This window comes from Chryseobacterium sp. c4a, from assembly GCF_009900745.1.
GTDB lineage: Bacteria > Bacteroidota > Bacteroidia > Flavobacteriales > Weeksellaceae > Chryseobacterium.
In genome coordinates, this window is record NZ_WXVU01000013.1 from 117990 (window position 1) to 132711 (window position 14722).

Consider the following 14722-nt stretch of genomic DNA (forward strand, 5'->3'; position numbering starts at 1 on the left):
TTATTGTTGGAAAACATTAAAGTACATAAGTACAAAGATATTTTGAAATGTATTATTTGTAATGAAAAGTATTGATTTACAGTGAATTATATTTTATGTATTTTTTTATGCAATTTTCTATGTGCCCTTTAGTTTGTAAAAAGAAATTAAGTTTACAAACTAAAGGGCATATAGATTTTATATATCCTAAATAATAATTCGTACATCCATTGCAATTATTTAACAGTACACAATCTTGTCGCAGATAAAATCTTATCGCCTTTAAAAGCATCAAAAAGAAAAAGTTTTGCGCCTTAGCGTTTTCCAACATACAATTCTTTCAAAGTAAAAAAAACGCCACTTGCAGCCTTAAAACCCGCATTTTTCCATCAGCAGCATAATTTAATATCAATCCTCACTTCAAAAGTTTTGTTCTCAACGAAATAATTCTATTTTTGTTAGATGATGGAAACCAAATCACCATTTTTAGATACAATCTTTCTGCTGAGGAAAAATGAATGCATTACGCTATTTTCCAATATTCAGACGATTTCCTCCAAAGAAGAGCAGGAAGCAGAAGAATATTTTGAAGCAGAATTTGAAAAAGAAAGACTTGAATTTCTGTCCGACCAGTTAATATGTAATAAGACAACAGCTGTTTGGGCAGCAAAAGTATTGTATTATAGTGCTCAGTTATATTTAATAAGAGAAAATACAATCAATAATCTTGAAAATCTTATTCCGAAGTTTAAAGGAACAAGAGATATTTCCTCTGTTTTATCTGCCGATCTATGTTTGAGATTCCTACCTGAAGTGATGATTGCCCTGAATTCAATAGATCCCGAAGACCCACTCATTAAGATGCTTGAAGATATTCTTACAGAATTCCATTATTCAGGAGTTGGATATGATCTTGACCTGAAGCATGTAAACTGGCAGAAAGAGTTGGAAGATAAAACCTATCGGAAATTATATTTGGAAAGAATTGTTGAGAAAAAAGACTATAAACTGGCGGAGGTTCCATTCATCAATAAATTACTTATCGCAGAATTTGGAATGCATAAAGATGCATTCTGGAGAGAATTGAAAATAATACCTGAGGAAAATCAATGATACAGAATATTAATACACTCAATACGGTTTTAAACTATGTTAAAGACACCTTTGTTGGAAAAAATGATGTAGTAGACTTATTGGGAATTTGTCTTTTGGCAAGAGAAAATGCTTTTTTATATGGGCCTCCGGGTACTGCAAAATCAGCTATTGTAAGAACCTTAGCTAAAACTGTAAAAGACGGAAAGAACTTTGAATATCTTTTAACCCGTTTTACGGAACCAAATGAAATTTTTGGCCCTTTTGATATCAGAAAATTAAAAGAAGGTGAACTTCTTACTAATACTGAAGGAATGATGCCTGAAGCTTCCATGGTTTTTCTGGATGAGATCTTCAATGCCAATTCTGCTATCTTGAATTCCCTTTTGATGGCTCTTAATGAAAAGATCTTCAAAAGAGGAAAAGAAACCAAACATTTACCAGCTTTGATGTTTGTAGGAGCAAGCAATGTTCTTCCGGAAGATGAAGCTTTGAATGCGTTGTTCGATCGTTTTCTGATAAGAATCAATGTAGATTACGTCAATCCGGAGCTCTTACAGCAAGTACTTTTAGCAGGAAGAAAATTGGAAAATGAAGAAGAAACGGACATTCCGGAAATTCATGCCGATCAGATCAGAGAACTTCAGAATCTGTGTAGAACAAAAGATTTAAGACCAATTTATGAAGTATATCTGAATACCATTATGAGTCTTCGAAACACAGGAATTGCTATTTCCGACCGTAGAGCAGTGAAACTTCAGAATCTCATCGCTGCAAGTGCTTTGATTTGCGGAAGAAATGAAGCCGTTTTATCAGACCTTTGGGTTCTGAAACATATCTGGGATACAGAAGAACAAATTGAAATTCTGGAAGGAATCATCAACCGAACCATTGAGAAGGACGATCATCCAAATTCCCATCCGCAGGCCATGCAGAACAAGACTCCCAATCCGGAAGAAGTGATGAAGGATGTGAAAATCCTTGTTGATAAATGGAATCAGGGACAACTAAGCTTTGAAGAACAAAACGTAATTAAAGATAAACTAAGATACCTTCAAACACGATGTGACTGGATCAGAAACCCTGAACAGAAACAATACATTCAGCAAGAAATTGAAAGCTTATGGCAGAAAATTCTTCAAACCATATAAAAGAATTCTGGGCAGAAATTCCCCGTGCCGATGAAGATTATTTAGGCTCTCTACGAGACTGGAAAAACGTTCAGATTGCAACGGATGATGAAACAATATGGCTCAAAGGCTTCACAGATGAACAAGCATTAGCTTCAGAGCTTCATCAATTGCCTAATTTTTTGCTGTACGAACTTCGGGATGGCCTTTTATTTAAAAAAGAAGCCTTGGTTCCCAGTAAAAAAATGAGAACAGCATTGCTTTGGATGCCTATTGATAAAGCATTAAGGCTTACTTTTCCAGCTTCTAACCAAAATTATTTTGGGATCAGTGAAAAAGTATCAGTCAGATTAAAAGAAAGTAATGAAGAACATCCGGTCATTGTTTTAATAAGCAAAATCCAGGATATCAAAGAAAGTATGGCAGCATTGCCAAAATTCAGGCTGGAAAAAATAGAATGGGCTGTGATGGACGATAATGCTCTTTTTTTAGGAACTCCATTATTAAGTCTGCCGGGAAAAACATATTGGACAAAAGACGGACACCTTTTGCCTTCCGGTTTTGATTTTGAGTTTAAAAACCTGAGTATATTTTTACAGCAGAAATATAATAAAGAATTAGATGGATGGCTGTTATGGGATGTGAATGGAAACTATCTTTCAATAAAGAAAACAGATTTCCGACCATTGTCCGTAAGCTCATTCCGTCTTACTGAAAAATCAAGAGAATGGAATTAAAGGCATACTTCCAGTCCTATGAAAATTATTTTTGGGAATGGAAAACCGATGAAGATGTTCCCGGAGATTCCGGATATAACAATAACAATCTCCTCTCCGTTCCAGGAGTAGGGGCTATTGCTTATAGGCCTTATGTCATGGAAATTCTTAAAGAACTTCAGCCTCAGGGATGGCCTCCATTCGGGGCTTTATTGATGGTCTTATATGCCATGCAGGAAGGATATACAGATTTTGCAAGCCCTTTAAGACATACTACAAAATTATATAGTGTTGGAAATTTTGAATTTAATGCAGAAAAAGAGATTGAATTTCTTGATAAAATAAAAGCACTTCCTAAAGTTTACAAACAAAAACAGAACAAAATTGTACTGTTACAGACTTTATTTAAAGATAGTCACAATACAATATCTTCTGTAAGTGCTAAACTTTCCTTGAAACTCTATTACAAAAGAGCTCATGAACTTGTTGCCAGTGCAGATAAAAAAACTGATGGGGCATCCGCTTTAACCAGAGATTTAAAAGCTTTGGATCTTAATGACAAATTTCCAACTACACAATCCATCATTGATGCGATGAAAGGATTCATCGAAGAACCAGAATTGGATGATGAGATTGTAGAGGAAGAAACTACAGCAGATACCGCTAAAGACTTTATCAGAGAACTGGTGGAAGAGCCTAAAACATTTCAGGTAGGAAGTCTGATTAAAAGGATTTGGAGCGGACTTAAAATTCCAATGCGTCATCTTTCTCCGGGAGAACAACCTATCGGTGGAGTTTCTGATATGACCAATAAAGGTGATTTTCATAAAATGCTCTTGTCAGAATTTGCTAATGATGATGAGGTATTCATGAATCGTGTGGCGAATAATGAAGCCTTATACATTCAAAGAGAAATACCACCCGAAGAAAATATTTTTGAAAGAATAATTCTTATAGATACTTCCCTTAGAAACTGGGGAACACCAAAAGTACTGGCATTTGCATCAGCAATAGCCATTATAAAACATCCTAAAGCCCACTCAGAATGTAAAGTGATGGCACTGGGGCAGGCAGCAGTTCCCATTTCTCTGAATAAAGTAGAAACCGTAATTGAAAATCTCAATCAGGTAAGCCCTGTGCTGGAAGCTTCAGAAGCATTGGATAAATTTTTTAATGAAGAATATCCCCAAAAAGATATAGAAGTATTTTTCATAACCCATGAAGAGAACCTCGAAGACGAAAAAGTTCAACGAGTTATTCATAAGAATAGAGATAAACTTAAATTTTTAGTAGCTACAACATCAAATGGAGAAATTAACTTTTATAAGCATGATAAAGGAGCGCGAAAGCATATCCAGAAAATAAAACTTCCCCTTCATGAATTGTGGGCTAATCCGCCACAGCAGAAAAATACAGAAAACAATTCAAACGGAAAGAAAACCGAACTTCCATTAAATTATCCAATTCTGTTCCCAACTCCAGTTAATAAGATTGCTCAGTTTTTGTACGAAGGTGAATTTTTTATCCTAAGCTCAAAAAAACAATTGTTGAAAACGTATCTTTCTGATAATTATTATGACAGACACTCCTATGATTACTATAAAACTTATCATGGTTGTGAGGTAATGATTGAAGACATTTCTGTAAAACCAACCGGACAATTTGCCCTGGCAAAAAATAAACAGAAACATTTTATTCTCTGTCAATATCAACCTTCCAAAAAATTAGTATCTAAACTCAATCTGAATACAAGAGAGTATTCCGATATTAATGTTACCGGATTGAATATCCCGGATGATTATCAACCCATTTATTTTGATCAGTCTTTCTATCTGCATCAGCCTGGCAACGCTCAGTTATATAAAATTAACATCGAAGGAAATATCTCTGTAGAGCCTTTTGATAACAAGTATTATGATCTGGATAAAAATATAGCAAAAGTAAATGCAGAAGTAGCCAAACTGAATAGAAGCGGATTAAAAATCATTGGAAACTTCAATAAAATAGGGGTCAATGCTCATCATAATCTTGTTTTTTCAGGATTTGAAATAAGCAGCGTATATGAGAATAGTCTGAACCTCTATAAAAACAGATCTGAGATCAAAATATTCGCAGAACAGAATAAAAATAAATATACCTTCCCGGATGGCAGCGAAGTTATTGCAGATTCTCGCGGGATGCTGACATTCAGGAGCAGTAACAAAGGAATTGAGGAATTTTATATACCCACTACAACTTATGGCTTCCTTGCATTGGCTACCTATACAGAATTTGGAGGATCAGAATATTACCTTCCGGAGCAAGCTTTATTGAAAGTAAGGACTATGGAAGAAATGTATGATCAATATTTAAAGCCATTTATAGAGCAGATCTTAGATTATGGAGCTTAGAATAAAACCTTTCCCTAAGAATATATATCCTAAAAAAGGACTTTTAATAAAAGGTTCCTCACCATGGGTATGGCTTCAGGAAATGGAAACATTGGGAATCAATTTAGATCAGATAAGATCCTTTGCTATTCCTGATAATATACCAAATGTATTGTACGGATGCTTTCTTGTATTTTCAGATCATGCTCCACAAGAAGTTGGAAGGAATGCTTATTTCCAATCGGTAGATAACAAACTTTTTATCCCGGAAAATACTACCTTTTATCCAAAAATTAATCCCGAAGATTGGGAAACAATGGGTTCGGATTTACTTATCATGCATCCTGAATTTGGACTTGTTAAATTATCAGAACAGATCGATTGGATAAGCTTGATTCAGAAGCCTGAGGAAATAGCAGCAACCATCAGAAAACCTTTGAATGGAGTTAAAATTCCACAAACCATAGAAAGCTATACAGTTGAGATAGATGATGAAAAAATGCTCGAATCATTACAGAAACCTCAAACTGAAGAAGAATGGATCAATAATTTGCCATTTGACCTGAAGAAAGTAATGGCAGGAAATAAAAAAGAAATTGAGAAATATTTAAAATACATTGAAAAATATCCTGAGCGAGCCATAGAACTGGGAATCCCTCTAGATATTATGGGAACTTCCAGAGGCGATGGTTTTGGTAAATTTACCTGGCTGGAAGGGTTATTGGGTCGTGGAGCAGGAGGTAAAGTGGAAAGTGCCGGTACCAGAAATTTTCGTTGGATATTCTGGGGCATCATTATCATTGCCATTGTGTTAAAAATAGCTTTGCCCGCCGAAGATAAACCTCTTCAGGATGAAAATATAGTCTCTTCAGGAAGTATAACAAAGGGAGCACAATCTCCTTCTGATATAATTGCTTTTCATTCCGGAGTTTCAGAAATAGATCAGAAGATAGATTCTATGTATTTTGATAAAAGGAAAAGCTTGTCTAATGAACTCCTGAATGCAGGCCTTCAGGAAAGTAAAACAGAAAAAGAAAAAAAAGAATATAAAAAGAAAGGAGGAAGGGATGTAGGTGAAATTAGTCCCGATATTCAAAAACTTAGCAATAAAGAACAGCAAAGCAGAGATTCCCTTAAAATCATTTATACAAAAAAGATAACGAAGCATATTCAGAAAAGAAGCGAAGTGCTGAAGCGTAAGATTTCCGATTCTTTAAAGCAATATACTAAAGGAAAACCTGTGAATGGAGACGTTGTAAAATATCTTTTAAAGAAAAAACAGGTGTTGATACAAGACTCTTTAGGAAAGCTATACGGCACCATTGATATTGCAGATATGCCCCCTCCGTCAGCCATCAAAGACTCCAAAGTAAAAGGCGTAGAATCTGGTGGCCATTCCCTGAAGAAAGAGGCTCCTGTTTCAGATATTATATACATGGTAATTCTGATGATTGCAGCCGTTGGATTATATTCCTTCCTGTTTAAAAATAAATCATTGAATCTTGGTGGAGATAATATTCCGATCTGGGTGAAATTCCTTTTGATCATCATCCTGGTAGCCATGCTGGTGTATCTTTTTTATCCTTTGGTTAAAATGTTTGGCTATAACTGGTTTGTATGGGTATTGGCTATTGGAGTGATGCTATTGCTTTACCGCCTGTTCAGGGATGATAAAACCATTTTAAACTCTGATGATGATGAATAAACAAAAATTTATAGATAAGTTTATGGCCGCTTTTGTATTGTTGGCCATGTTTAAAGTCATCGGTATCGTGGCAGAACTGTTTCATGAAAGTTTTTGGAGTGTTGTCGGAAATTTAATGATCTTTTTAATTGTAGCATTTATCATCCTTATGGTTATTGCTTTTTTAAAAGATAAAGAACAAAGTAAACAGAATTCAAAAAGAGGCAGAGCCGGAGGTGGAAACTTTTATCTCGAAAACTCACTGTTTGACAGAATACGAAGTAAATACGAAGACCTTGCTCAGAAATATATTGCAGAAAAAGAGTACAAAAAAGCAGCAAAAGTTTATATGAATTTGTTGCAAGACCACTACAGAGGAGCAAAAACCCTTGAAGATGGTGGATTTTATAACGAAGCAGCAGCAGTATATCTTAAAAAATTGAAAAATAAATCAGATGCAGCCCATTGTTATGAAAAGGCAAAACAATACAAAAAAGCTATTGATCTGTACAAAGAAATGGAGCAAAAAGAAAAGGTAGGAGATCTTTACAAAGAAATCAATGATCTGAAAAATGCCCATACTTACTATCAAATGGTAGCGGATGACTATACAACCAACAATCAGATGGTAAAAGCATCACTGGTATATAGAAAGAAAATGGAAAAGCCTGAAGATGCCCAAAAGGTATTATTAAAAGGCTGGGAAGAAGATAAAGATGCCTTCAATTGCTTGAATAATTACTTTACCAATATTTTTGATACTAAAAAACTGGAGGCAGAAATACAAAGTCTCTATGAAAAAACTCCGGCTTACAAAAAGATGACCTATTTGGAAGCCATGAAATATGAGTTTAAAAAAGACCCTAAACTACAGCCGGTTACCCGAAAAATAGCTTACGAGATTATTGCGGGGAAAATAGAAAACCGCTCAGAAATTGTTAACGAACTGAAATACTTTAACCCCGACGATGAAGTGATTCTTAAAGATATTTCGAGATTTAAAACCGGAAGAAATAAAATGTTTAGAAATTAAATGATAAAAATAAAATGGATAATACATTGAAATATCTCCAATATAAATATGACAATAAAAATCCCTTTGAAATTGCACAAGAAATGATATCACAAAAGGAATAATTAGATGAAGAAATAGAATAATAACTTTACAGTAACTCTAAAAAAGTTTGTTCTAAGTGTACTGCACTTTAGTTATAATCACTTCCAGCTTCCTCACCATCCCGTTTCCTGATAGTTCTTCAAAAGCTTTCCATAAATTTCCTGGTCACCCTGATTGATCTTTACAATGGGATGAAAAATTCTCATAGCACCATCCACAGGATCTAAAGGCGGTATTTTCGTTTTTTCGAAAAGTCTTTCTCTTTTGGATTCTATAGCTCCGGTGGAAATCCAGCCCACATCTACAGCATTCATGAAGATGTTGTCCTTTACAAAATCAGAAGCTGAAGTTTTTGTAAGCATATTCAGGGCAGCCTTAGTCATATTGGTATGAGGATGAAACTCATTTTTACTCTTATAGCTGAATTGTCCCTCTGTAGAAGTGACATTGATGATATGCCTGTGCTCAGCATAACTTTTTTTCATCAGAGGTTTCAAGGCAGAAATCAGCAGATAAGGAGAAATATGATTGATGAGGTTCACCTCCAGAAGTTCCTCAGTTCCGATTTCATCCATTAGAGAATTCCAGCTGTTTTTGTCTCTTAAATCCTTTGGCTGCCCAAAACGAGTGACAGGCATTTCAGACAGATCCTGGTGAGATAAAGTTAAAAAATCATGTTCTCTCCCATGTACAGGAGTTTTATTTTCAATCAGGTTTTGAGGAGTACGAGATAAAAGAAGCTTTTCCTTTACGATGAGTGGCTGATAATATTCCGGAGTATATTTGATGGTCTGCGCTGCATTATTGATAAGGATCTCAATACTTCCAAAGTTTTGATAACAATAATCTGAGAAATCATGTATCGATCTGAGGCTTCGTAAATCCAAACCATAAAGAAAAAGACGATCCTTCCATACATCATAATCATTCTCTCCCTGAAACTGTTCAGATGCCAAAGCCGGAAATCTTGAAGTGGCAACAACTTTTGCTCCGCTTCTTAAAAACTTTAAGGCCGCAGCATATCCTATTTTTACCCTTCCACCGGTAATAATTACAGTCTGACCAGTGAAATCATGAGTTAAATTTCTGTTTTTATAATTTTCATCCGCACAGGAAGGACAAAGTTTGTGATAGAAGAAATGAACCTGATGATAGGGCTGATGGCAGCAATAGCATAATTGAGGTTTTTGCAGTATTGAAAAAGACTGAGCTTGTTCTTCAGTATGAGTATACAACGTTTCATTGTCCAGAGCTTTCTTTACAATAACTGATTGTTTAAGAATTTCCAGATCAGGACTTTTAGCCTGTAATTGCTGATGATCTCTATATTCCTCTGGGTTTTTACCGATGTTTTTCTGAGCCTTTTTACGAATTGATGAGATCAGAGTTTTGAAACGCTGATTATCCGGATTGTGCAATGGGTTCTCCTGAAGTGCTTCCAGAACCTTCAGACAGGTTTCCCATTCCTCGTTACTGAATGGATATGAGGCCATAATAGAATTTTGTGGGGGAGGAGGGTTCGAACCTCCAATTTCAACGTTAGCAGTGTAGTGTTTTTCCAGTTAAACTATCCCCCGTATTGGTGAACAAATGTATCGTTTTCCGTATTGAAAAACAATTTTTCATATCTTTGCGCCAGAAAATTATGACAATACAAAGAGCACATATCAATGCAGAACTATGCGAAAGCCCATCAAAACTGGGATTATTCGTGTATGATTGGATGATATGGAATGAGGCGAAATGTGCTGACTTTGGAAATTATTTACTGTAAACTCGTAAAAAATTAATCAAAATACAACAGAAACGCCTCGATTTTTCGAGGCGTTTTTTGTTTTTTAGGTCAGAAATTATTTAGAATGAAAAAAAATAACCATAAACATGAAAATTTTTTAATTAACAATGCAACTTTAATACAATAAAATAGAGTGATAGACAACCCAATGAGAGACAGTCATTTAGGTAATTAAGATATCTGCAAAATATTGCGGACAGAAATCGCTTACTCTAAAAATTAAACATAACTAATTGATTATCAATAATTTAATTTGAAAATTTATTTGCAGGTTCCAAAAAATCCTATTTACTTTGCAACCGAAAATTGAAAGCAACAGATTTTCAGGATTCAACAAAAAATAATTTAAAAGCAAAACAAAAATAAAATGAAACAATTACATAACATACTCAATCAATATTCAGAACTATTCGGACAAGAGCCGAGAGGGATGGTGTGTGCTTATGATAGTGAAATTGTGGATAAAAGGTGCTTATATACGTGGATCAGCTAATGATCTCTCACGTCAGAATATAAACGAGCGCCTCCCAAAAAGAGGCGCTTTTTTTATGGTTTCTTTAGCTTATTTGGTAAAGCGCCGGTCTGTGGAACCGGAGAACAGGGTTCGATCCCCGGAGATACCCAAATTCATCTCATAGCTCAAAGGTAGAGTATCGGAAATGACCCGAAGGTTGAGGGTTCAAGTCCTTCTGAGGTGGCAAATGGCTCCATGGCTCAATTGGATAGAGCATGGGTTTTCTAAACCCAGGGTTACAGGTTCGAGTCCTGTTGGAGTCACAAAAGGAGAGTAGGCAAATGTTGGTTTGTTGCGGCTTACTGCTAATAAGTTCTACGACAGTAGTGAAGGTTCGATTCCTTTGCTCTCCGCAAAAAAGGTCTATTGAGGTAATGGTAACCTGCCCGACTGTCTCTTGGGCACTGCGAGTTCGATTCTCGCATAGACCGCAAAGATTCATAGAAGTATCGGCTCCGGCTGTCTCCCGGAAAAGAATGAAAGTGAATCTGCAAAGCTGGAAAGATAACGGTGGTTGTTTACCCGTCTTGGACGCGGGAGGTCGCAAGTTCGAATCTTGCTTTCCAGACAGAAAAAATGATGAATAATGAGTAATCAGGAATCATAGGTAGAAACATAGTTTTCAATAGTACTTATCACCAATTACCCATTACTTATAAAACCGCCGCGGGAATGGTGGAACGGTAGACACACTTGATTTAGGATCAAGGCGCTGAGGGTTCGAATCCCTCTTCCCGTACAAAAGATTTCGTAGCTCAATGGTAGAGCGCTGGTCTGTTAAACCAGAAGTTGAAAGTTCGAATCTTTCCGGAATCGCAGTAACTAAATGTTAATTGTTTCAGGAGAAAATAAAAGTTTGTCAAGAGCAGAAGATCTTTACACCAAAACACGAAAAGTACAGACAAACTTTTTCTTTCTCAATCATAAGCAGTTAGAAGCTAAATATAAATATGATTAATACAATTTTAGGTAAAAATAAAGTCTGTCAAGCGCAGAAGTTCAAACAAAAAAATAGAGACAGACTTTGTTTTTTTAATAATAGGCAGTAAAAGATGACTCATTACCCATTGCTTATTATTCATATTAAAATCTGATGGTTCGCCGAAGTGGAAGAGTCGGGGCGGTCTGCAAAACCGTTGCGTAAGCTGAGTGGGTTTGAATCCCATAACCATCTCAAAGTAAAATTGTAAGTGAATAGGAAGAAGTATCTATCACTTATAAGAATGAAGAATATCCTTTATTAATAAAAGAAAAATGTCTGTCGAGCGCAGAAGATCTTTAAGCCAAAACACAAAATACAGACAGGCTTTTTCTTTTTATCAATAATGAGCAATAAGTAATGAATGATAAATTACTCATTTCTTATAAAAAATCTGGAAGTACGCCGAAGTTGGAGAGTCGGGGCAGACTGTAAATCTGTTGCTTCATTGCTGAGTAGGTTCGAATCCTACTACTTCTACCAAACCGCTGATAATGTAATGGCAGCATGCAGGAAATATACTCTTGTTGTTTAGGTTCGATTCCTAGTCAGTAGGTCAAAGAAAATATTAAATGCTCAATATAATTTTCGAAAGAAAGGCTTGTCAAGCGTAGAAGTTCTTTTTGTTAAGCAAATTTAAAGACAAGCTTGTTCTTTTTTAATAATGAACAATAAGTAATGAATGATAGATTACTCATCACCAATTACTTATTGCTTATAAAAAACGCTCTATTCGTCTAACGGTAAGGACGTCTGCCTTTCGAGCAGAAAACAAGGGTTCGATTCCCTTATAGAGTACTGGATGTGAATAACTGGTCAATATTGAATTGATTTTAATACCATGAAAGTTCAGATTAAAAAAACATTGGCCAGTTGCCATTCACACAGAATGAAGAAAAGGGAAAGGGTTTGTCAAGCGCAGAAGATCTTTAGTCAATAAAAAGAGACAACCTTTTACTTTTTATAATAAGTCATGAATGATAGAAAAATAGTTTTCATCATTACTCATAAACAGGGAAGAGTGGTGTACTTGGTGTGCACGTTAGTCTGAAAAACTAAAGGTACAGGTTCAATTCCTGTCTGTTCCGCAAAAACATGAATGATAAGTAATATAATGAGTCATCTTTGATACTTGACAGTTTTTTAACATTACTCATTACCAATTACTTATTACTCATGAATTTAAATCTGATTCATAGTGTAATTGGTCAGCACACAAGATTTTGATTCTTGGAGTTTAGGTTCGAGTCCTAATGAATTAACAATATTTACTCTGATAGTGTAATGGCAGCATCTCAGTCTCCAAAACTGATGGTACTGGTTCAAGTCCGGTTCGGAGTGCAAAACGAATAATTAATAGTGAATTCGCTTTACGGGCAATTTAAAAACTCACTTGCGAAGCAAAATTCACTATTGACCATTCACTAATTAATTATCAATAATCATTTATCAATTATAAATTAAAGTATGTAAAAAAATGGAAACGCAACAACAAACATGGCAGAACATGAACGGAAAATTTTTCCAACATTCTATCACACAGCTGGTAGAAGAAGCCATTATTCGCGAACAAGCAAACGGACATCGTCTGAAAGTATGTGTGGGATCAGACTCTCACGTATATGGAGAAGCTATTAATTATGCTACAGCAGTAGTATTTATTCGTGAAGGAAAAGGAGCGTTTACCTTTATCAGAAAAGAAAGAGAAATACAGAACATCAGTATCAAAGAACGAATGCTGAATGAAGTCAACAAATCTGTTGAAATCGCTTATGCAATCTGTTCTGTATTGGACACTTATGGAGTAGAAATGGAGGTACACGCAGACATTAATACCGATCCTGATTTTAAATCCAATGTAGCATTAAAAGATGCTATGGGATATATTCTGAGAATGGGATATGTGTTTAAAGCAAAACCTTTTGCCTTCGCTAGTTCCAATTGTGCTGATATGATGGTGTAACAAGATAAAAAATTAAAGATTAAAACCAATAACCATGTATTTTTTAATTCAGTCTACTATATATTCAGATCCCGATCATTATAAAATTTTTGAGGCACTGGAGGAATTAAATATTGATTATAAAGTGATCAATATTCTGCCAACAGCAGATAAAATAGACTTTGAAACAGATCGAAAAGATATTTTCGTTTATGGTTCTGTGACAATTGCAAGACTGGCTAAACAGCATTCAGATTGGGTTCCCGGTTCTTTTTACGGAGGTAACCATTTGTATGAGATTTATTCACAACATTATGGTGAAAACCTTTTGAATCATAAGGTTTCCGTGCAAACTATTTCTGAAGAATTATCATGGAAAAAAGGGGAAGAAAAATTTATTAAGCCTTACAATGAAGCGAAGATTTTTACAGGAAAGGTTTTTACAGAATCAGAATGGAAGGATTTTGTTTTTGAAAAATTAGAAAATCAAGCCAACAGAATTACAGCAGATTCTTTAATTCAGATCTCCGAAGCCAAGCGAACCATAAAAGAAGCAAGACTTTGGATTGTAGGCGGAGAAATCGTTGACAGCGGTTATTACCAACTTCATGAGGAAGCTCCTTTCGAAGAAAATGTTTCCCGGGACGGGTTGAATTTTGCGAAAGAAATGATTCAACTGTTTAATCTTGAAAAAGCCTTTGTAATGGATATTTGTTTAACAGATGAAGGCTGGAAAATTGTTGAAATCAATGGCATCAACAGTTCCGGATTTTATCCCAATACCAACGTGAAAAGTGTGATCAAGGCATTGAATATCTACTTTTCAAATTAAAAAATAAAACAATGCTTTTGTATGATAAAATTACAGTAATAGACATAGAAGCGACTTGCTGGGAAGATGACAAGATTCCTGAAAATCAGGAAAGAGAAATTATTGAAATCGGAATCTGCAAGCTGAATATGTCAGATGGAAGCATCGAAGATAAAAGAAGTTATTTCGTAAAACCTTACAAATCCGAAGTCAGTGAATACTGTACACAACTGACCGGAATTACAGCAGAAAGACTGGAAAAAGAAGGTCTCTCTTTTCAGGAAGCCTGTTCAAGAATAAAGAACAGATACAATTCACTGGTCAGAATCTATTCAGGATACGGAGGATTTGATAAGGAAATTATGGAAAGTCAATGTAAAGAAATGGGAATAAGATCTCCCTTTAATACAACTTATATTGATCTCAAAATATTGATAAGCCTGATGAAAGGAGAAAAGCCGAGAGGTCTTTTAAAAGAACTCGAAGCAAGAAATCTTGAATTTGAAGGCAATAACCACAGCGGAGCAGACGATGCTTATAATACCGCAAAACTATTATATCACGTATTAAGAAAATAATACAACAAAAACTAAA

12 protein-coding genes and 15 tRNA genes are annotated in these 14722 nt (G+C 35.2%); 25 read left to right on the forward strand and 2 right to left on the reverse strand.

All coding sequences use genetic code 11. The annotated features are described in order from the left end of the window. Positions 1-441 precede the first annotated feature (441 nt). The 6 genes from GTR01_RS16680 to GTR01_RS16705 are packed head-to-tail and all read left to right on the forward strand — an operon-like array spanning position 442 to position 8003. Positions 442-1092, forward strand: a complete 651-nt coding sequence (locus GTR01_RS16680; RefSeq protein ID WP_228452264.1) for a hypothetical protein — start codon at positions 442-444, stop codon at positions 1090-1092. After that, the gene (locus tag GTR01_RS16685) at positions 1089-2222 is read left to right on the forward strand and encodes an AAA family ATPase (protein ID WP_160138926.1); all 1134 of its coding nucleotides are present in this window, start codon (positions 1089-1091) and stop codon (positions 2220-2222) included. The genes GTR01_RS16680 and GTR01_RS16685 overlap by 4 nt, the downstream gene beginning before the upstream one ends. Then, positions 2195-2938 carry a hypothetical protein gene (locus GTR01_RS16690; RefSeq protein ID WP_160138927.1) on the forward strand — a complete coding sequence of 248 codons (744 nt, stop codon included), beginning with the start codon at positions 2195-2197 and terminating at the stop codon, positions 2936-2938. The genes GTR01_RS16685 and GTR01_RS16690 overlap by 28 nt, the downstream gene beginning before the upstream one ends. Continuing rightward, positions 2929-5307 (forward strand): hypothetical protein, encoded by a 2379-nt coding sequence (locus tag GTR01_RS16695; protein WP_160138928.1) that lies wholly within the window; start codon positions 2929-2931, stop codon positions 5305-5307. The genes GTR01_RS16690 and GTR01_RS16695 overlap by 10 nt, the downstream gene beginning before the upstream one ends. Further along, on the forward strand, positions 5297-6991 hold the full coding sequence (locus GTR01_RS16700) for an APC family permease (protein WP_160138929.1): 1695 nt from the start codon (positions 5297-5299) through the stop codon (positions 6989-6991). Before GTR01_RS16695 ends, GTR01_RS16700 begins: the two co-directional genes overlap by 11 nt. Beyond that, entirely contained in the window at positions 6984-8003 is a 1020-nt protein-coding gene (locus GTR01_RS16705; RefSeq protein ID WP_160138930.1) for a hypothetical protein, read from the forward strand. Before GTR01_RS16700 ends, GTR01_RS16705 begins: the two co-directional genes overlap by 8 nt. A 197-nt stretch (positions 8004-8200) precedes the next feature. Here GTR01_RS16705 and GTR01_RS16710 read toward each other — a convergent pair whose 3' ends face one another. Next, positions 8201-9580, reverse strand: coding sequence for an SDR family NAD(P)-dependent oxidoreductase (locus tag GTR01_RS16710; RefSeq protein WP_160138931.1), 1380 nt, complete (start codon positions 9578-9580; stop codon positions 8201-8203). Between the two features lie 11 nt (positions 9581-9591). Then, positions 9592-9664, reverse strand: a tRNA-Ser gene (locus GTR01_RS16715). 68 nt (positions 9665-9732) lie between these two features. On the opposite strand from GTR01_RS16715, the gene GTR01_RS16720 reads away from it, so the two are divergent. From GTR01_RS16720 to GTR01_RS16805, 19 genes are all read left to right on the forward strand, one after another. After that, positions 9733-9861 (forward strand): penicillin-binding protein, encoded by a 129-nt coding sequence (locus GTR01_RS16720; protein ID WP_185155143.1) that lies wholly within the window; start codon positions 9733-9735, stop codon positions 9859-9861. Positions 9862-10249: 388 nt separating this feature from the next. Next, positions 10250-10375, forward strand: a complete 126-nt coding sequence (locus GTR01_RS24795) for a hypothetical protein (RefSeq protein ID WP_262885757.1) — start codon at positions 10250-10252, stop codon at positions 10373-10375. A 63-nt stretch (positions 10376-10438) separates the two neighbouring features. Next, a tRNA-His gene (locus GTR01_RS16725) sits at positions 10439-10506 on the forward strand. Between the two features lie 4 nt (positions 10507-10510). Continuing rightward, positions 10511-10580 (forward strand) — tRNA-His (locus GTR01_RS16730). Positions 10581-10585: 5 nt separating this feature from the next. Then, positions 10586-10659: transfer RNA gene (locus GTR01_RS16735), tRNA-Arg, on the forward strand. Positions 10660-10664: 5 nt separating this feature from the next. Further along, positions 10665-10749 (forward strand) — tRNA-Ser (locus GTR01_RS16740). Positions 10750-10756: 7 nt separating this feature from the next. Then, positions 10757-10827 (forward strand) — tRNA-Asp (locus GTR01_RS16745). A gap of 65 nt (positions 10828-10892) precedes the next feature. Next, a tRNA-Pro gene (locus tag GTR01_RS16750) sits at positions 10893-10964 on the forward strand. A gap of 98 nt (positions 10965-11062) precedes the next feature. Then, positions 11063-11135, forward strand: a tRNA-Leu gene (locus tag GTR01_RS16755). Between the two features lie 5 nt (positions 11136-11140). Beyond that, positions 11141-11212, forward strand: a tRNA-Asn gene (locus GTR01_RS16760). A 276-nt stretch (positions 11213-11488) separates the two neighbouring features. After that, a tRNA-Cys gene (locus tag GTR01_RS16765) sits at positions 11489-11570 on the forward strand. 201 nt (positions 11571-11771) lie between these two features. Further along, positions 11772-11858: transfer RNA gene (locus GTR01_RS16770), tRNA-Tyr, on the forward strand. A 243-nt stretch (positions 11859-12101) separates the two neighbouring features. Further along, positions 12102-12173: transfer RNA gene (locus GTR01_RS16775), tRNA-Glu, on the forward strand. A 217-nt stretch (positions 12174-12390) separates the two neighbouring features. Further along, positions 12391-12463, forward strand: a tRNA-Phe gene (locus GTR01_RS16780). 101 nt (positions 12464-12564) lie between these two features. Continuing rightward, a tRNA-Gln gene (locus GTR01_RS16785) sits at positions 12565-12637 on the forward strand. A gap of 8 nt (positions 12638-12645) precedes the next feature. Then, a tRNA-Trp gene (locus GTR01_RS16790) sits at positions 12646-12716 on the forward strand. A 136-nt stretch (positions 12717-12852) separates the two neighbouring features. Beyond that, the gene (locus GTR01_RS16795) at positions 12853-13338 is read left to right on the forward strand and encodes a ribonuclease H-like YkuK family protein (RefSeq protein ID WP_160138932.1); all 486 of its coding nucleotides are present in this window, start codon (positions 12853-12855) and stop codon (positions 13336-13338) included. Between the two features lie 34 nt (positions 13339-13372). Further along, positions 13373-14149: an ATP-grasp domain-containing protein gene (locus tag GTR01_RS16800; RefSeq protein WP_160138933.1), complete on the forward strand. Its 777-nt coding sequence runs from the start codon at positions 13373-13375 to the stop codon at positions 14147-14149. An 11-nt stretch (positions 14150-14160) separates the two neighbouring features. Next, on the forward strand, positions 14161-14706 hold the full coding sequence (locus tag GTR01_RS16805; RefSeq protein WP_160138934.1) for a 3'-5' exonuclease: 546 nt from the start codon (positions 14161-14163) through the stop codon (positions 14704-14706). The last annotated feature ends 16 nt before the right edge of the window (positions 14707-14722 follow it).